General features: G+C 60.9%; 18 protein-coding genes. 16 read left to right on the plus strand and 2 right to left on the minus strand.

What is annotated here, in order from left to right:
- Nucleotides 1-15 precede the first annotated feature (15 nt).
- Nucleotides 16-192, minus strand: coding sequence for a hypothetical protein (locus tag KF814_05885; GenBank protein MBX3235662.1), 177 nt, complete (start codon nucleotides 190-192; stop codon nucleotides 16-18).
- Between the two features lie 120 nt (nucleotides 193-312).
- Between KF814_05885 and KF814_05890 the strand changes: the two genes are divergently transcribed.
- From KF814_05890 to tenA, 9 genes are all read left to right on the plus strand, one after another.
- A complete protein-coding gene (locus KF814_05890) occupies nucleotides 313-624 on the plus strand; it encodes a zinc ribbon domain-containing protein (GenBank protein ID MBX3235663.1) in 312 nt (103 codons plus the stop codon).
- A 14-nt stretch (nucleotides 625-638) separates the two neighbouring features.
- Nucleotides 639-1,469: a substrate-binding domain-containing protein gene (locus KF814_05895; protein ID MBX3235664.1), complete on the plus strand. Its 831-nt coding sequence runs from the start codon at nucleotides 639-641 to the stop codon at nucleotides 1,467-1,469.
- A 20-nt stretch (nucleotides 1,470-1,489) separates the two neighbouring features.
- Complete coding sequence (locus KF814_05900) at nucleotides 1,490-1,936, plus strand: IPT/TIG domain-containing protein (protein ID MBX3235665.1); 447 nt, start codon at nucleotides 1,490-1,492, stop codon at nucleotides 1,934-1,936.
- 160 nt (nucleotides 1,937-2,096) lie between these two features.
- The gene (gene accC / locus KF814_05905) at nucleotides 2,097-3,515 is read left to right on the plus strand and encodes an acetyl-CoA carboxylase biotin carboxylase subunit (GenBank protein ID MBX3235666.1); all 1,419 of its coding nucleotides are present in this window, start codon (nucleotides 2,097-2,099) and stop codon (nucleotides 3,513-3,515) included.
- 72 nt (nucleotides 3,516-3,587) lie between these two features.
- Nucleotides 3,588-5,540 carry a sodium-extruding oxaloacetate decarboxylase subunit alpha gene (oadA, locus tag KF814_05910; protein ID MBX3235667.1) on the plus strand — a complete coding sequence of 651 codons (1,953 nt, stop codon included), beginning with the start codon at nucleotides 3,588-3,590 and terminating at the stop codon, nucleotides 5,538-5,540.
- Nucleotides 5,541-5,549: 9 nt separating this feature from the next.
- The gene (locus KF814_05915) at nucleotides 5,550-6,500 is read left to right on the plus strand and encodes an alpha/beta hydrolase (protein MBX3235668.1); all 951 of its coding nucleotides are present in this window, start codon (nucleotides 5,550-5,552) and stop codon (nucleotides 6,498-6,500) included.
- A 38-nt stretch (nucleotides 6,501-6,538) separates the two neighbouring features.
- Entirely contained in the window at nucleotides 6,539-7,210 is a 672-nt protein-coding gene (gene tpx / locus KF814_05920) for a thiol peroxidase (GenBank protein ID MBX3235669.1), read from the plus strand.
- Nucleotides 7,211-7,348: 138 nt separating this feature from the next.
- A complete protein-coding gene (gene sthA, locus KF814_05925) occupies nucleotides 7,349-8,749 on the plus strand; it encodes a Si-specific NAD(P)(+) transhydrogenase (protein MBX3235670.1) in 1,401 nt (466 codons plus the stop codon).
- A 156-nt stretch (nucleotides 8,750-8,905) separates the two neighbouring features.
- Nucleotides 8,906-9,574 (plus strand): thiaminase II, encoded by a 669-nt coding sequence (gene tenA / locus KF814_05930; GenBank protein ID MBX3235671.1) that lies wholly within the window; start codon nucleotides 8,906-8,908, stop codon nucleotides 9,572-9,574.
- Between the two features lie 131 nt (nucleotides 9,575-9,705).
- Here tenA and KF814_05935 read toward each other — a convergent pair whose 3' ends face one another.
- Nucleotides 9,706-9,864, minus strand: coding sequence for a hypothetical protein (locus KF814_05935; GenBank protein ID MBX3235672.1), 159 nt, complete (start codon nucleotides 9,862-9,864; stop codon nucleotides 9,706-9,708).
- Between the two features lie 283 nt (nucleotides 9,865-10,147).
- Here KF814_05935 and KF814_05940 point away from each other — a divergent pair, with 283 nt between their 5' ends.
- The 7 genes from KF814_05940 to KF814_05970 all read left to right on the plus strand — a co-directional run bounded on the left by KF814_05940 (nucleotide 10,148) and on the right by KF814_05970 (nucleotide 16,073).
- On the plus strand, nucleotides 10,148-10,456 hold the full coding sequence (locus KF814_05940) for a hypothetical protein (protein ID MBX3235673.1): 309 nt from the start codon (nucleotides 10,148-10,150) through the stop codon (nucleotides 10,454-10,456).
- 61 nt (nucleotides 10,457-10,517) lie between these two features.
- On the plus strand, nucleotides 10,518-11,525 hold the full coding sequence (locus KF814_05945; protein ID MBX3235674.1) for a HEAT repeat domain-containing protein: 1,008 nt from the start codon (nucleotides 10,518-10,520) through the stop codon (nucleotides 11,523-11,525).
- Nucleotides 11,522-12,010, plus strand: a complete 489-nt coding sequence (locus KF814_05950) for a hypothetical protein (GenBank protein MBX3235675.1) — start codon at nucleotides 11,522-11,524, stop codon at nucleotides 12,008-12,010. Before KF814_05945 ends, KF814_05950 begins: the two co-directional genes overlap by 4 nt.
- Before the next feature lie 100 nt (nucleotides 12,011-12,110).
- The gene (locus tag KF814_05955; GenBank protein MBX3235676.1) at nucleotides 12,111-13,118 is read left to right on the plus strand and encodes a hypothetical protein; all 1,008 of its coding nucleotides are present in this window, start codon (nucleotides 12,111-12,113) and stop codon (nucleotides 13,116-13,118) included.
- A 30-nt stretch (nucleotides 13,119-13,148) separates the two neighbouring features.
- Nucleotides 13,149-13,943 (plus strand): bifunctional hydroxymethylpyrimidine kinase/phosphomethylpyrimidine kinase, encoded by a 795-nt coding sequence (thiD, locus tag KF814_05960; protein ID MBX3235677.1) that lies wholly within the window; start codon nucleotides 13,149-13,151, stop codon nucleotides 13,941-13,943.
- 6 nt (nucleotides 13,944-13,949) lie between these two features.
- Complete coding sequence (locus KF814_05965) at nucleotides 13,950-15,242, plus strand: hypothetical protein (protein ID MBX3235678.1); 1,293 nt, start codon at nucleotides 13,950-13,952, stop codon at nucleotides 15,240-15,242.
- 39 nt (nucleotides 15,243-15,281) lie between these two features.
- Nucleotides 15,282-16,073, plus strand: coding sequence for an alpha/beta fold hydrolase (locus KF814_05970; protein MBX3235679.1), 792 nt, complete (start codon nucleotides 15,282-15,284; stop codon nucleotides 16,071-16,073).
- The last annotated feature ends 205 nt before the right edge of the window (nucleotides 16,074-16,278 follow it).

Below are 16,278 nucleotides of genomic sequence, written 5' to 3' on the forward strand. Positions count from 1 at the left end.
GGTCAGAGGGCGAGATCAGGGCAGGAGCTGCCACTCATCCTTTTCGATGAACACTTTTGCGCCGGTTTCCAGCTTCTTGACGTCGTCTTTTTCGAAGATCCTCATATACCGCTCGATGCGATCCGGATCATCGATCCGCTCTTCCTGCATGACTCCGCTCGAACCTTTGTACTTCCGAATTAACAGGGGCATAGAACCGGTCCTCCAATTGTGGCTCGCGTTTCGGCACAGAGATTGGTTACAATAAGGCAAAGTTACACAAAGGGTCAAGGGTTTCGGGAAATCCGAGGGCCTTGTCCGGAGGAGATGGTCATGCCGGTCTACGAATATCGCTGCGGTGATTGCGCCTACCAATTCGAAGTGACTCAGTCCGTCCATGCCAGACCGGAAGATACGGTCTGCCCGCACTGCAGTGCGCAGAACTCCACCAGATTGTTATCCGCCTTCGCCTCCACGATCAAGGGGACGCACAAGCCCGGCTTCGCGGAAATGAAAGCCTACAATATGCTCAACGAGCGAATGGACAAATTCGCAAAGCTGCCTCCCATCGTGGGCCGACGCGCAGCCGTCAACCCCAATATGACCGGCGGGGAGTCCGGGTCCTCAGACGGCGGACAGGCTTAGCCCGGTCGAATCGGATGCACACCTCGCTTGGCCAGATCCTCCGCTTCACCTGGTTGACCGTTCTGCTGGTAGCGCTCAGCCTTCGACTTGCTGCGGCTGAAGTCTCGGGAAGCCTTGTCATCGCCGGCAACGGACCCGAATCCGGCGCCATCGAAGCGTTGGCTCGGGCATTCGAAAAGGCCAATCCCCGCGCTTACGTCGACGTGCTCTGGGACGACAATTCCAAACCCATCGACATGGTCAAGAGTGGACAGGCCACCCTGGCCGTGACCGGATCCGAGGAGACCGGTCTCACTGCCTTCCAAATCGCGTGGGACGGCATCGCCATCATGGTGCACCGGTCCAACTTCACCAAGGAAGTGACCAAGCAGGAAGTCAGTGATCTTTATTCGGGGAAGGTCAAAGTCTGGGCGGATCTCGGTGGACCCGATACGAGAATCTTGTTGATCGATCGCCCGAAAAACCAAAACAACCGCGACGCCTTCGAGCAACAGCTCGGCCTCGCCGGCAAGATCGCCGACGGCGCCAAGTTGATCGCCAAAGACGAAAAGGTCATCAAGACGGTGGCGGGAACCCTGCCTCCCCTCTCTGCCGTGGCCTACCTGTCGCTCGGCCAGGCACTGGAAGCGGTGGCCTCCGGCGTGCCGGTCAGACTGCTCCCCGTCGATAAAATTGAGCCGGAAACCCCGACCGTCAAGGATGGACGCTATCCCCTGCGAAGGCCCGTGCTGCTGCTCTCAGCAAACGACACCACGCCATTGATCGCAGCCTTCCAGCAATTCGCGCTGTCCGACGACGGCCAGAAGATCATCAGCGATTTTTATACGCCGCTCGCCAAGAAATAATCTCCAGGAAGGAGGCTCTCATGCGCACTTTTTTGACGACGATCTTGGGTTTGGCGCTGGTTGTAGGGATGGGTGCCGCGCCGACCCAGGCTCAGCAGGGCTCCACGGTCGAGGGGGCGGGCTTTACGCTCTTCGACACCGAATCCATCAAGGGCTCGGACACGTCGAAAGTCGAAAAGGACCCTGTCTGCGATCGGTCTAAACGGCCCAAAATCGCCAAGGTGGAACCGGATGAAGCCAAGCCGGGCGACAAGGTCGTGATCACCGGCGAAAACTTCGGGACCAAAGAATGTTTCCACGGAGTCGCCTTCAGCGCGGCTGGCCCCACGAAAATCGAATATCAGTTCGTGAACGAGACGACCATCGAGGTGACGGTGCCGGACGTCCGCCCAGGAATGTCCTTCATCGACGTCGTCGCCGGCGGCGGCAATGCCCGCTCCAAGGGATTCCTCGTCCAAGCCAAGTGATTTATCGAGGAAGGGCAGGGGGACCCATCCCCCGCCCCCTTCCTTCCGGTTTCCGCTCCCTTCTTCTCGACAACTCTCTTGATCCTATGCTAGGTTACGCGGTCTTTTTGGGGAGGCCCTCAGAGGTGAGCTACGGCTCCAGACCTCACACGGTTACATCATGTTCCGGAAGATCCTCATTGCCAACCGTGGCGAAATCGCCATGCGCATCATTCGTGGTTGCCGCGAACTCAACATCGCGACCGCAGCGATCTATTCCGAAGCCGATTCGACCGGCATCTACGTCAAAAAAGCGGATGAGTCATATCTCGTAGGTCCCGGTCCGGTCAAAGGTTTCCTCGACACCAAGCAAATCGTTGAACTAGCCAAGCGCATCGGCGCCGACGCCATCCACCCTGGCTACGGCTTCCTATCCGAAAACGCCCAGTTTGCACACCTCTGCCAGGCCTCGGGCATTACGTTCATCGGCCCCTCTCCCCAGGCGATCCACATGATGGGGAGTAAGGTGAAGGCACGGGAGATCGCCAAGCAGGCGGGGCTGCCGATCGTGCCCGGGACCGAGGGCGGCGTCACGGACGTCCAAGAAGCCCTGAGCTTCGCACACAGCATCGGCTACCCGGTCATGATCAAGGCCAGCGCCGGCGGCGGCGGGCGCGGCCTGCGGGTCGTGCGGAACGACGAAGAACTCCGCGAGAACATGGAAGTCGCCTCCCGTGAGGCGCAAGCGGCGTTCGGCGACGGCAGCGTCTTTCTGGAAAAATACATCGAGCGCCCGCACCACATCGAATTCCAGATCCTGGGCGACAAGCACGGCAACATCATTCACTTGGGCGAGCGCGACTGTTCCATCCAGCGTCGGCACCAGAAATTGATCGAGATCGCCCCCTCGCTCGTACTCACGCCGAAACTCCGGGCCCAGATGGGCGAGGCGGCCATCGCGATCGCCAAGGCCGTGCAATACGACAATGCCGGCACCGTGGAGTTCCTGCTGGACCACGAGGGGCATTTCTATTTCATCGAAATGAATCCGCGCCTGCAGGTCGAGCACACGGTCACAGAGCAGATCACCGCGATCGACATCGTGCGGAACCAGATCTCCATCGCAGCCGGCAAACCGCTCGAGATCCGGCAAAAGGACGTGACGCTGCAGGGCCATGCGATCCAATGCCGCATCAACGCCGAAGACCCGCGCAACAACTTCCTCCCCTGCACCGGCACCGTCACGGCCTACCTCTCGCCCGGAGGAATCGGGGTACGGATCGACGGAGCCGTGTACAAGGACTACACGATCCCTCCCTATTACGACGCACTGCTGGCGAAGCTGACGGTCCGCGGCCGAACCTGGGAGGAGACGGTCAGCCGCATGCGCCGCTCGCTGGAAGAGTACGTGCTCCGGGGAGTCAAGACGACCATCCCCTTCATGAAGAACATCATGATGGAGCCGGATTTCCGCGCCGGTCGATTCGACACGTCATATCTGGAGACGCATCCGGAACTGTATCAGTATGAAGAATCAGAGGAGCCCGAGGACCTCGTGTTGGCGATTTCCGCAGCGATAGCCGCCTTCGAAGGACTCTGACCCCGCAGTATCCCAGCACCATTGGCATGAACCCTGAGTAAGCGAGCGGACTGTTCGCCCGAGGTCGCCCCTATGGCAACGAAGAAAACCAAGAAAGCCACCCCCAAAAAACCGAAAGCGGCGGCATCGCGCCCGGCAAAGGCCAAGGCACCGAAGCCGGAGTTTCGCGTGGAACCGGCGCCGGGGAAACGGCTGCTCCTGACCGACGTCGCGTTCCGCGACGGCCACCAGTCGTTGCTGGCCACGCGCATGCGGACCGAAGACATGCTTCCGATCGCGCAGAAGCTCGATGCGGTCGGCTATTGGTCACTGGAAGTCTGGGGCGGTGCGACGTTCGACACTTGCCTGCGATTCCTCAAGGAAGATCCTTGGGAACGGTTGCGCGCGCTGCGCGAGGCGATGCCCAACACCAAGCTGCAGATGCTGCTGCGCGGGCAAAACCTCGTCGGCTACCGGCACTATGCGGACGACGTGCTGGACAAATTCATCGAGCGGTCGGCGGCCAACGGCATCGACGTCTTCCGGATTTTCGACGCGCTCAACGACGTGCGGAATCTGGACCGGGCGATGCGCGAGGTCAAGGCCAACGGCAAGCACGTCGAGGCGACGATTTGCTATACCGTGAGCCCCGTCCACAGCATCGAACGTTTCGTGTCGATGGCCAAGCAGCTGGAAGACCTGGGCACAGACACGCTCTGCATCAAGGACATGGCGGGCCTGCTGGCCCCCCTCGATGCCTATAAATTGGTAAGGAAACTGAAGAGCGCGGTGAAGGTGCCGATCCACCTCCATAGCCACTACACCTCCGGCATGGCTTCCATGTCGGCGCTGATGGCGGTTCTGGGCGGACTCGACATGCTCGACACGTCCGTCTCGCCGCTTGCCGGGGGCACCTCACATCCCCCGACGGAAACTTTGATCGCGTCGTTGCGGAATACGCCCTACGACACGGGCCTGGATCTTCGGCAGTTCGAACCGATCACCGAACACTTCCGCACCGTACGGCGCAAGTATCGCCGGTTCGAGAGCGACTTCACCGGTGTCGACGCGGAAATCCTCACGTCTCAGATCCCGGGCGGCATGCTCTCCAACTTGGCGGCGCAACTTGCAGAGCAAAACGCCATCGACCGCATGAAGGAAGTGCTCGACGAGGTGCCGAAGGTCCGCAAGGAAATGGGGTACCCGCCCCTCGTGACGCCGACGAGCCAGATCGTCGGCACCCAAGCGACGTTGAACGTCCTCACGGGTGAACAGGGCGAGCGCTACAAAGTCATCACGACGGAAACCAAGAATTACTTCCTCGGCCTCTACGGCCGGGCGCCGGGGCCGCTCGACAAAGAGATCATGGCCCGGGCGATCGGCGACGAGGAGCCGGTCAAGGGACGGCCGGCCGACCGGCTCGATCCGGAATTCGACACGCTCAAGAAGGACATGCCGGAGACGGCAACGACACCGGAAGATCAGTTGTCCTTCGCCCTCTTCCCGGCGATCGCTCGCGACTTCTTCGAAGCCCGCGAACGGGGCGAGTTGCAGCCCGAGCCGTTGGAGTCGACCGACGCGATGGGCCCCGCTGTCGCGCACGAACTGCATCTGGCACCGGCCGAGTTCAACATCACGGTGCATGGAGAAACCTATCACGTCGTCGTGTCAGGGTCTGGACGCAAGACCGACGGCCGCAAGCCCTACTACATTCGCGTGAACGACCGACTGCAGGAAGTCTCGCTCGAGCCGCTCCAGGAAGTGCTCACGGGCGTGCCGGAGGCGCCGGATCCGGCCAGCACCGCCAAACCGAAGCGACCGCGCCCCACGAAGGCCGGCGACGTGGCGCCGCCCATGCCGGGCCGGGTGGTCAAGGTGCTCGTCACCGAAGGCAGCCAGGTGAAGGCCGGCGATCCCTTGCTGATCATCGAAGCGATGAAGATGGAGAGCCGAGTCCCAGCCCCGGTGGACGGTCGTGTCACCGCCGTCCTCGTCGCCGAGGGCGAAAACGTCAAAACCGACGAAACCGTGATCCAGCTGGAATAGGAGCAGGCGATGCCGGTCGGGTGGCCGTGGTTGCTGATCCTGACCGTCGTCGCAAGCGGCTGCGCTCCGCAACCAGAGCTTCCGGCCTGGTTCGACTCGGTTCAACGTGTACCCCTCCGCCAAGTCACCGTCGACGGGCACCGCATCGCCTATCTCGACGAGGGTGAAGGCTCCCCGGTAATTCTCCTGCATGGATTCGGCGGATCCATGTGGCAATGGGAATACCAACAACGCCCGCTCTCCGCTCGCTTCAGAATCATCACCCCGGACCTGCTGGGATCGGGCCTCTCCGATAAGCCGGACATCGCCTACACACCGGACGAAATGGTTGCGGCGCTCCGAGGATTCATGGAGGCCCTTGGGCTTGAGCGCGCCACCCTGGTCGGAAACTCCATGGGCGGCGGCCTGGCGATCGGCATGACGCTGACTCATCCGGAACGGGTCGAGCGCCTGATCTTGATCGATAGCTTGCCCGATCGAGTCCGAGAGCGGCTGACCAGTCCCCTGATGCAACGGGCGATTGATACGCGCGTGCCGGTGTGGCTCGCGCAGGTGGGCAACTGGCTGTTTGGCGGCGGTACGACGGATGCGATTCTCAAAGAGATCGTGCACGACCACCGGCTACTCACTCCATCGGTACTGGATCGCTCGAACCGCAACCGGCAGCGCCCTGGGCTGCTTCGTCCGCTGATGGCTATCCGAGACAGCCTCCCGCAGTGGGAATCAGGATTCGCCGGCCGTATCAACCGCGTCAGCTGTCCCACGTTGATTCTCTGGGGCGAGCACGATCGTCTGTTTCCACCACAGGTTGGTCGCGACATCCAGGCCATGATCCCCGGCGCGCAGTTTGCCGTCATCGCCGACGCGGGACACATACCGCAGTGGGAGCGGCCTGACATCGTCAACGGCCACATCCTCTCGTTCCTCGCAGCCTTGACAGAGCGTCGAGATCGTCCATAAAGTGGCGGATGGGCCACGTACTTTTGAGGAGGACAACCATGCGCGTCCTGCGAGACCGTCCGACATCGATGAGCGTGCTCCTGCTCTTGTTTCTCAGCCTTTCCGCTTGCGGGACCTTGCATGACAGCGGCTCGCCCGAATTCATATATAAACCGCTTGCCGTGGCAGACGGCAGCGCCGCGGCCGGAGACGGCAATAACATTCTGTTCCAAGGCAAACCCCTCATGCTCTCGGGGAACGCCATCAAAGTCGACGACCATCTGCGCGATGTCAAATTGGTTCAAACCGATCTCAGCATGGTCAACATCAACGAAACCAAGGGCAAGGGCAAGGTCCGCATCATCAGCGTCGTACCGTCACTCGACACCAAAGTCTGCGAGCAACAAACCCATTACCTCAGCGAAAAGAACAAGGGACTCGACAAGATGGTCGAGCTGATCACGGTCAGCATCGACACCCCCTTTGCCCAAAAACGCTTTGCCGAGGAGGCGAAGATCACCAACGTGACGTTCCTGTCCGATTTCCGTGGTGGTGATTTCGGCAAGGCCCATGGTTTGTTTCTAAAGGATCCGCACATTCTGAGCCGCGCCATCATGGTCGTGGACAAGGACAACAAGGTCCGATACCTCCAAATCACGCCTGAACTGGTGCAGCTTCCGGACATGGAAGAGGCCTTCCGTTTCGCACGCAAGTTAGTGACGGCAAGCTAGTCGAGGCGTGAAACGGAAGCTCGTCCGCCCAAACCTCAGCCCTTAACCGTCACACCGTGGCCTTATTGGCAATCGCTGTTCCCTCACAATCTGCATGCCACGTTTGACGACTAACGTTTCGCGCGATCCGGAGTACACATGAGCCACTTCGACATGCTGGTCATCGGCTCGGGGCCCGCCGGCCAGAAGGCCGCGATCCAGGCCGCCAAGCTCGGCAAGAAGGTTGGACTTATCGAACGGAAAAACCAGGTCGGCGGCGTCTGCACCAACACCGGCACCATCCCCAGCAAATCTCTCCGCGAAGCCGTGCTCTACCTCTCCGGCTTCCACCAGCGTGCTCTCTACGGCTCCAGCTATCGTGTGAAGCAAGACATCACGATGGAAGACCTGTCCTACCGAGCGAACCATGTGATCCGACGCGAGATCGAGATCATCCACAACCAGATGTCCCGCAACAATATCCAACTCCTCACCGGCACCGCCGCTTTCCTCGATCCGCACCGCCTCCATATCGAGGGACCGCTGGAGCAGGCCGAGCACAGCGCCGATGTCATCGTGATCGCCTGCGGCACGGTCCCCGCGCATCCCGCCCACATTCCGTTCGACGACCAGTCAATCATCGATACCGACGGTCTTCTGGCGGTTGCCCGCTTGCCGAGGACAATCACCATCATCGGCGGCGGGGTCATCGGAACCGAATATGCGTCCATCCTGGCCACCATGGGTATCCATGTGACACTGATCGAGCGGCGGCCACGGCTGCTGGAATTCGTGGACCAGGAAACGATCGAGGCGCTGCAATATCACATGCGTAGCATCGGCGTGACCCTGCGTTTCAACGAAGAGGTCGTGTCCGTGGAGCGGCGCGACGGCCAGGTGGTGGTGGGGCTCAAGAGCGGGAAGGAGATCGGAGCGACGACCGTGCTGTATTCCGTCGGTCGGATGGGCGCCACCCAGGCCCTCAACCTCCCGGCCATCGGTATTACGGCGGATGAACGGGGACGGCTCACGGTCAACGAGAACTATCAGACGGCCATACCGCACATCTATGCCGCGGGCGACGTCATCGGCTTTCCCGCTCTGGCATCCACGTCGATGCAGCAGGGCCGCCTCGCCGCTTGCCATGCGTTCGGTCTGCCCTGTCGCAGCCAAACAGAACTGATGCCGCTCGGCATCTACTCGATCCCGGAGATTTCGATGGTCGGTCCGAACGAAGACGACCTCACCCGTAACGGCGTCCCCTATTCGGTTGGGATCGCGCGCTACCGGGAAATTGCCCGAGGACAATTGATCGGCGACGAAATCGGGATGCTAAAGCTCTTGTTCCACAATAAGACACGCGAGCTGCTCGGAGTCCACGCCATCGGCGAAGGTGCCACGGAGCTGATTCACATCGGGCAGGCGGTCATGTCCTTCCACGGACAAATCGACTATTTCGTGGAAACCGTCTTCAACTACCCGACGCTCGCCGAGTGCTATCGTGTGGCGGCGTTGGACGGCATCAACCGTCTACCGAGACCCTGGGCACCGAGGACGTAAAAACGTGACGCGTGCGATGTGAAGAACTTGGGCCAATGGCGGATCGCAGATGCGGTGCGGACCTTCCTACCTTAGGCCATTCGTCATCAGCGCTTGCTCCACCGAGATACGCTTCACGAGAGACGAGTGCTGTTTTACGCCGACCAAGGAGGCTTCATGTCCTTTTCCAACCATCTCCGAAAACTTGCCCAACCGGTGTGGGATGCCCAGCTGACGCACCCATTCGTGGCGGCGCTCGGCAAGGGCACACTGCCCGAGCGAAAGTTCCGCTACTACATCCTGCAGGATGCTCGATTTCTCAGCGACCTCGCACGTGTCTTCGCGGCCGGAGCCTTGCGAGCACCCGACTCTGAAAGTGCGTTTAGATTCGCCAAGCTTGCGGAAGACACCATCGTCGTCGAACGCAGCCTCCATGAGAGCTACGGCAAGAAATGGAAACTCTCCCCTCAAGACATGGTCAACCAACCGATGGCACCGACGAACTATGCCTACACGCGCCATATGTTGGCGGTCGCCCAAGGCGGCACTGCGGCAGAGATCGCCGTGGTCGCGCTTCCCTGTGCCTGGATTTACTGCGTGGTCGGAAAGCATTTCCTCAAAGACGGCCCGCCGCCCGCGAAACATCCGTACCGCGATTGGCTGCTGCTCTATGCTTCCCCCGAGTTCGAAGCGGTGCAGGAATGGATGCGAGCGAAAGTGGACGCATGGGCGCGCGTCGCAGGTCATGAAGAAAAGAAGCGGATGGAGCAGTCGTTTCTGATCAGTTCGAAATATGAATGGATGTTCTGGGAGATGGCCTGGAACGAAGAGAAATGGCCGGTGTGACGACATAGGCCAGGGCGAGAACGCGGTGTGCTTGCATCCACCCCACATTCTTGGGGAGCAAGGAGAAAGAAGGTAGACGTAGGGAGATGAGCACCCCGCCCAACTGCGCCTACCCTCCACTCCCTAGGCCCCTAGCTTGCTTTGCGATACTCCTGCTCCGTTTCAAACGGCTCCCACTGCGGCTCATATTCACCATAGTCCTCCGAGTCGCTTCCCTCTTCCGAAACGGACGCCCAGACGGAGATGGCGAGGATCAACACGGTCATTCCAATGAGGAAGTAGACTGGCATGTCGGCCTCCTTGGTGTAGGCTGTCCATGCTTCCATGCTAGTCCCGCCGGCGCCTCTTACGTCACGGGGAAAATCCCGAGGGTCAATGGGGATTCTCCCTATGGTGTAATCTAGGCACTCTGCGTAGAGTCCGAACGTCCCGTGCTACCCGTGGCTCAGTTTTCGCTGTGGCGCCCACGGCTTGCGTTGATACAGTCATTGCGGTAGAACCCTTCGCCTGCCCCATACGCCGGATGGCGAGGCGCAGGCGCTCAAGGTCGGCAAGCTGCTCGGTGCAGACCTCGTGGCCTTCTTCTACATCTCCGCCACCCTGGGTACGCAGGCCAACATGAACTTCAGCCTGTTCGGCGGGGCCGGAGCAAACGCTCAGCCGCTCTATCGGCTCGGCGTCTCGGTGCGCGGGGTGCAGGTGGAGTCGAGCGAGATCACCTGGAGCGGTAACGCCCGGCTTCTGCAGTCGACCGCCGGCTTGGAGGAAGCCTTGGCGCGCCTGACCTGCCAAGCCCTCAATGCCGCCTGGAGCCCGCTCCCCTCCGGCAACGAACCGACCTGCCAGCGACGCCCGATACGCGTTTCCCTTCGCACCTTTTAGGATCGGCTGGTACCATACAGTAGACGCTTGGCGCCGACGCTGCGACATGAGCTCTGCTTCAATGACAACTCACCCGAGCCTCCTCAACTCCCGAGAAATTCGCGCGCATCTCCTCGGGCTCACCTTGTTCGTCGGCCTGCTGGTCCTCTGGTACTGGGCCTCTACCGGCGAACGGGCGGTTCCTTCGCTCATCGAACTCTTGCACGAGGATGATCCTTCGTCTCGTATTGTTGCGGCGGAGCAATTGGGACACATCGGACCGGCAGCGGTCGCTGCCGTGCCGGACTTGATCGCCCAGGCGACCAAGGACCCACTCCAACACGCCAATACGACCGCCGCGGCGGCACTCAAGTCGATCGATCTGGCGGCGGCGCGCCGGGTGATGACCCGCTATATCCCTCTCCTGCAGGACCAAGACGTTCAGCTCAAACGAACGGCTTGCGCAGTGCTCGGCAGTCTCGGACCGGTCGCCAAACCGGCTATACCTGCGCTCCTCGCTGTCTCCCGTGATGCGGACGAACTCGTTCGCCGCAACGCCCTATCCGCCCTCGCTGCGATCGGACTCCCGGCACCCACCGTGACCTCTGCATTGATCGCAGGGCTGCACGATCCCGATTCCTTCGTTCGACACGCCGTGGTAATGCAGTTCGCGTTCAGTCATCCCATCAGCAAGGAAGCCGCCGACGCCCTCTCCGGCCTGACGAATGATGCCGATACGACGATCGCCACCCTTGCCAGGACCGCCTTGGGTCGCCAGGCGCGAGATGAACGGACACAGGCAGAGACCTTGGGCCTCATGGTCCGCAGTTCCATGAGCCTGGACTATGCCTTGTTCCAACTGGCTCAACTCGGACCGTCGGCGGCTGCTGCCGTTCCGACCATCTCGCCTGTGCTTCAGCACCGGCACCCGCTCTATCGGTACTTGGCAGCCGAAGCGCTGGGCGCGATGGGGCCCTCCGCGAAGGAGGGCTTACCCGCACTGGAACAGGCACGTCACGACCCGGACCAGATCGTTCGAGAGAGTGTCGCCGAGGCCATCGCCGCCATCACCGAAACGGGAACCCCATGACCAGCGCGCCGGCTCCAGACATAAGACCGCTCCGCTTCCTTCTGCGCCTAGGCTACTGGATGGCCCTCGTCGGCGGGCTCCTGCTTCCCTGGCTGATCATGATCGGCTTCGACCATCTCGTCCGTCATGTCCCCTGGGGGCAGGCCTGGCATGCCTTCCGCCTGCATCTGTTCGCGCCGGGCTACAACTTCTTTCTTATCGGCATCCTCAATATGGCGCCGTTTCTCCTATGGGCCGTCTGGATGCTGCTCCACCTCGGCCATGCTCCACTGGCCGATCCGTTGACGATCCGACGTCGGGCCTGCGGTCTTGCACTCGCCGCGCTCTCGATGACCGGCCTCTCGCTTTGGACCCACACCTCCGTGCTGCTCTATCCCGATGCGCAGGGAGCGCTGGCCTATCTGTTTCTCCCCGTCATGCTGCTTGTCGCCTCGGGCGTCGGCTATGGCGCCGGTCGGATCCTGGCCCGTCGGCTCATCCGATAACCAGGTACTGTCCGGCGCAGCACACCAGCATCATTGGACAGCGCCCTCAGCCTATGTATAATGTGAGCGCTTTCGTTATGGAGCGATGATCACGCGTTCGATGTTGAGACTATTCCTATCCATCCTGCTGCTGGCCCTGTGGCACTCGCCCGCCGTCGCCGCCTCGAAATATGAAGAAAGCCTCCGGGAGTTGGCCGAGGGTGTCGCGGCAGAGGCGATCAAGCTCAAGAAAGAGCGCCTCGCCGTCTTGGATTTCGTGGATCCCAAAGGCGAAGCGACACCCATCGGGCGGTTTCTCGCAGAAGAAGTGGCGACTCAGCTGTTGGTCGTCGGGGACCTGAAGGTCGTTGACCACAAGCTCATGATCGCCACGATGAAGAAGCACCAGTTGACGCACCTTGAGGCCTCACAGGCGAAGGCCGCCAAACGCGTGGCCAAGGCTCTGCGTACCGACCTGTTCGTGACCGGCTCCTTCATGGACATTCCCGAAGGCATTCAAATCACCGTCAAGCTCATCGGGCCCTACACGGTGCAATCCGTGGGCGCCGCCAGAGGGCTGCTCCCCAAAGCCGGACCGCTCGCTGCCCTTATCAAACAACAGGAGACGGTGCCGAAGGAAGTCAAAGCAGCGCCCAAATCGACAGCGCCTCCGGTCCCGATTTCGAAGCTCCACCAGAACGACCTGTACCGGGTCATCCTCACAAGCCTTTCCCGGCAAGGCGACTACGTCACGGTGGAATTGCTGTACGAGAACCGATCGGGCCGGGATCTGCGTATCGCCTGCCAACTGCAGGATACCTATCTGCAGGACACCGAGGGGAACCAGTGGAAACAGGACGTGACCCACAGCCGAGAGTCGCTCTGCACGCGCGGGTTCGAATTGGCAGCCGCCCAGAGCAAACGCGTCACGCTCTCGTTCCCGGTAAAAGACAAGGCCCCCGGCCACACGCTCAGCCTGCATATGCATGAGACGGCGCCCCGGTCCGATGCCCTGTTTGCCTTTACCGGTCTGGTGTTGACGCCGGATGCCCCGGCCTCGGCTCCCGAACAGCCTCCGGCAGAACCATCACCGGCCGCGCCCCCGGACGCCAGTGCCCCGACATCGTAAACCGTAACCTCTATCCAGGAATTCCGTCCCATGATCAAACAAGTGCTGACGATTGCAGGATCCGACTCCGGCGGCGGCGCCGGAATTCAAGCCGACATCAAGTCAATTTCCGCCAACGGCTGCTATGCCATGTCGGTCATCACCTCGGTCACCGCACAGAATACGGAAGAGGTCACCGACGTGTTCGACCTGCCCGTGTCGAGCGTGGCCGCCCAACTTGACGCCGTCTTCGATGATTTCGATATCGCCGCCGTGAAGACCGGCATGCTCGCCACGACGGAAACCATTAGAACCGTGGTGCGGCTCCTGAGGCCGCAGAACGTTCGGAATCTCGTGGTGGACCCGGTCATGATCTCCAAGAGCGGCCGCAACCTTTTGAAGCCCGATGCCGTCGACACACTGAAGAAGGAACTGTTCCCGCTGGCCCTCATGATCACGCCCAATATTCATGAAGCCCAACAATTGTCCGGCATCGAGATCGCCTCCCTTGCCGATGCCCGGCGCGCCGCAAAGATCCTGCATCAGTTCGGCGCCGCCTACGTGCTGATCAAGGGCGGACATTTGTCCTCGGACCGTGGCACCGACCTGTTGTACGACGGCCGTTTCTTCAACATCTTCAAGGGTGAGTTCATCGACACGCCGCACACCCACGGCACCGGATGCACTTTTGCCTCCGCCATTGCCGCACACCTGGCGAGGGGCAAATCGGTTCCGGACGCAGTCCAAACTGCCAAGACCTATCTGACGGAAGCCATCAGACACGGCCTGGCGATCGGACATGGCAAAGGACCGACGAATCACTTTTATTTTCTCGCACAGGGTTGATCGACGATGGATCGCACGATCGGATCGGCACTCTCGTTTCAACTGACCGGATGGGCCTGGATTGTCCTCTCCTCGCTGCTCGGCCTGGGCAGTTTCCTTGGTATGCTGCGCGGTTCGCCGCTTCCCCCGGCCCTTCGGCTGATCCACGCCCATGGCACGTTGGTCGGCGGCATTCTGCAAATCCTGATCGGGCTGGCCCTCGCGTCGATCGAACTGACCCAGCCGCCCTCGAAACGTGCGGCCCGCCTGCTCCGATTCATCGGCTTCAATGCCGCGGCGCTCGGGCTGACGGTCGGCTCCATCCAACGCGACTCCGTCATCATGATGGCCTCCGGCATTGTCCTCGCCATGGCCATCGTCCCCTTGTTTCGCCCGGTATGGAGCCTCCTTCAAACGTGGACCGGCTGGACCACCGTCCACTCGTTCATGGGAGTCTTGGCTGCGATCGGGTTGGTCGCCTGTCTTGGACTGGGAATGCTGCTCGCCGGCCTGTGGTATCCAGAGTGGCACGGTGTGCTCAGGCTCAGCCATCTCCACAGCGGAGTGCTCATGGGGCTCGTGTTGATCGGGCTCACCGTCATTCAACTAGGCATCCCGAGCCTGATACAACGTCCGCTCAGCAGTGCCGGGTTGGCCCACACCGCACTGTTGTGCATCCCGGCCTGCGTGGCAGGTTTGCTGACCGGATTCCTGCTGACCTCGGTGCCGATCCAGTTGGCGGCCGGTGGAGGTCTCCTCCTGTTTCTTGGCCTTTACACCTTCACACTTCTGCGCACCTGGAGCGGAGGGTCGGCCGGCTCAGCGGCGACCGATCACCTGCTGATCGCCGTGTTTTTTCTGGTCGTCACCACAGTCGTGGGTCTGGGGATCGGTTACAACGTATTGTCGACTCCACCGATCATGCCCTACGGAACACTCCATTTGATCGCCTACACGCACCTGACGTTCATCGGCTTTTTGCTGCATGCGACCATCGGTGGTTTGGCGTTCTGTCTCCCCACGCTCCTGTCGGCCCATCGAGTCCCCAGCCACAAAAAGCGGCCGGCGTATCAGGCTGAGTTGGAGCAGATCATGAATCGATGGCGGACGCTACAAATCGCAGCGCTGAGTTTCGGTACCCTCGGCCTGGGACTGGTGGCATCATTGACCTGGAACCTGCCGCTTGGGTCCGCCGCGGTGCAAACTGCATCGTGGATAAGCTTCGGGCTGCTGTTGACCGGCATGACCCTCGTCACCATCAAGCTGGCCCAGGTCGTAGGAACAGCGCCCTCTGCGGATAAGCACCATCACGAGCATTGACCGATCGGCTACAGGGCGGGATCTCCCCGACGACAGACTATGGAAGAAGCCTTCAGCTTCACAGACTCCTCCGGGCATCGAGTCTCGGCAATCCTGACCGCCCCGGACAAGGGCACCGACAGAATCGCCGTCCTGTGCCACGGCTTCCTGTCCCAGAAGAACAGCACGAGCAACAAGGCTCTCACACGCAACTTGCTCGATCGAGGCGTCGCGACCCTGCGGTTTGACTTTTTCGGGCATGGAGAAAGCGACGGCCCGTTCCGCGTGCTGACCACCACGATCGGCGTCGACCAGGCATTGGCGGCCCTGGTGCTCGCCACGCGACGGGGTTACCGACGGTTGGCGCTGGTGGGATCGAGTTTCGGCGGGCTCGTCTCGATCCTGGCTGCGGCCGAATGGGCCGTCGGAAACAGTCGCCTCCCGACCGGGATGCCGCCGCTCTCTTGTCTTGCACTAAAATGTCCGGTGGTGGATTTCGGCGAGGAACTCCGGTTGGAACTCAAAGAGACCGGCATGGAGGAATGGCGCCGCACGAATTCGATCCCCGACCTCCACGGCGGCCCCACGAGGATTCCGCTCGACTTTGCGTTTTACGAAGACTGCCTGAACCGAATCGCCTACGAACCGGCGAGAAATATTCCGACACCAACGATCATCGTGCAGGGCGATTGCGATGAATATGTGCCGCTCCACCAGAGCCAACGGCTCCACGACGCGCTGCCAGGCTCCAAGCGATTGGAGATGTTGCCTGGAGCCGATCATCAGTTCACTAAATCGCCAGATTTCCAGCGCATGCTCAGCCTGATTACGGATTGGATCGTCGCGCATTAAGCCCAGTCTCTTCCCGGCAGAGAACCTCCCTTTCAATCCGCTCATAATTCCGCCGGATTGCACCACCTTCCCTCGCGCACCCCTGATTTGATGGGATCGCAGGGTTTCTCCTCCAGGCCACGGACCCTCTTGTACACATTTTCTCTCCGTCCGATTGAATCGAAATAATTTCCGTTCAAATTGGCTCGTAACGAAGGTTTCTGGC

This window comes from Nitrospiraceae bacterium (assembly GCA_019637075.1).
Taxonomy (GTDB): domain Bacteria; phylum Nitrospirota; class Nitrospiria; order Nitrospirales; family Nitrospiraceae; genus JAHBWI01.

What these genes read in the sequence shown, in the direction of transcription:
- KF814_05885 (MBX3235662.1), bottom strand. Translation starts at nt 192, where the DNA reads ATGCCCCTGTTAATTCGGAAGTACAAAGGTTCGAGCGGAGTCATGCAG.
- KF814_05890 (MBX3235663.1), top strand. Translation starts at nt 313, where the DNA reads ATGCCGGTCTACGAATATCGCTGCGGTGATTGCGCCTACCAATTCGAA.
- KF814_05895 (MBX3235664.1), top strand. Translation starts at nt 639, where the DNA reads ATGCACACCTCGCTTGGCCAGATCCTCCGCTTCACCTGGTTGACCGTT.
- KF814_05900 (MBX3235665.1), top strand. Translation starts at nt 1,490, where the DNA reads ATGCGCACTTTTTTGACGACGATCTTGGGTTTGGCGCTGGTTGTAGGG.
- accC (MBX3235666.1), top strand. Translation starts at nt 2,097, where the DNA reads ATGTTCCGGAAGATCCTCATTGCCAACCGTGGCGAAATCGCCATGCGC.
- oadA (MBX3235667.1), top strand. Translation starts at nt 3,588, where the DNA reads ATGGCAACGAAGAAAACCAAGAAAGCCACCCCCAAAAAACCGAAAGCG.
- KF814_05915 (MBX3235668.1), top strand. Translation starts at nt 5,550, where the DNA reads ATGCCGGTCGGGTGGCCGTGGTTGCTGATCCTGACCGTCGTCGCAAGC.
- tpx (MBX3235669.1), top strand. Translation starts at nt 6,539, where the DNA reads ATGCGCGTCCTGCGAGACCGTCCGACATCGATGAGCGTGCTCCTGCTC.
- sthA (MBX3235670.1), top strand. Translation starts at nt 7,349, where the DNA reads ATGAGCCACTTCGACATGCTGGTCATCGGCTCGGGGCCCGCCGGCCAG.
- tenA (MBX3235671.1), top strand. Translation starts at nt 8,906, where the DNA reads ATGTCCTTTTCCAACCATCTCCGAAAACTTGCCCAACCGGTGTGGGAT.
- KF814_05935 (MBX3235672.1), bottom strand. Translation starts at nt 9,864, where the DNA reads ATGCCAGTCTACTTCCTCATTGGAATGACCGTGTTGATCCTCGCCATC.
- KF814_05945 (MBX3235674.1), top strand. Translation starts at nt 10,518, where the DNA reads ATGACAACTCACCCGAGCCTCCTCAACTCCCGAGAAATTCGCGCGCAT.
- KF814_05950 (MBX3235675.1), top strand. Translation starts at nt 11,522, where the DNA reads ATGACCAGCGCGCCGGCTCCAGACATAAGACCGCTCCGCTTCCTTCTG.
- KF814_05955 (MBX3235676.1), top strand. Translation starts at nt 12,111, where the DNA reads ATGTTGAGACTATTCCTATCCATCCTGCTGCTGGCCCTGTGGCACTCG.
- thiD (MBX3235677.1), top strand. Translation starts at nt 13,149, where the DNA reads ATGATCAAACAAGTGCTGACGATTGCAGGATCCGACTCCGGCGGCGGC.
- KF814_05965 (MBX3235678.1), top strand. Translation starts at nt 13,950, where the DNA reads ATGGATCGCACGATCGGATCGGCACTCTCGTTTCAACTGACCGGATGG.
- KF814_05970 (MBX3235679.1), top strand. Translation starts at nt 15,282, where the DNA reads ATGGAAGAAGCCTTCAGCTTCACAGACTCCTCCGGGCATCGAGTCTCG.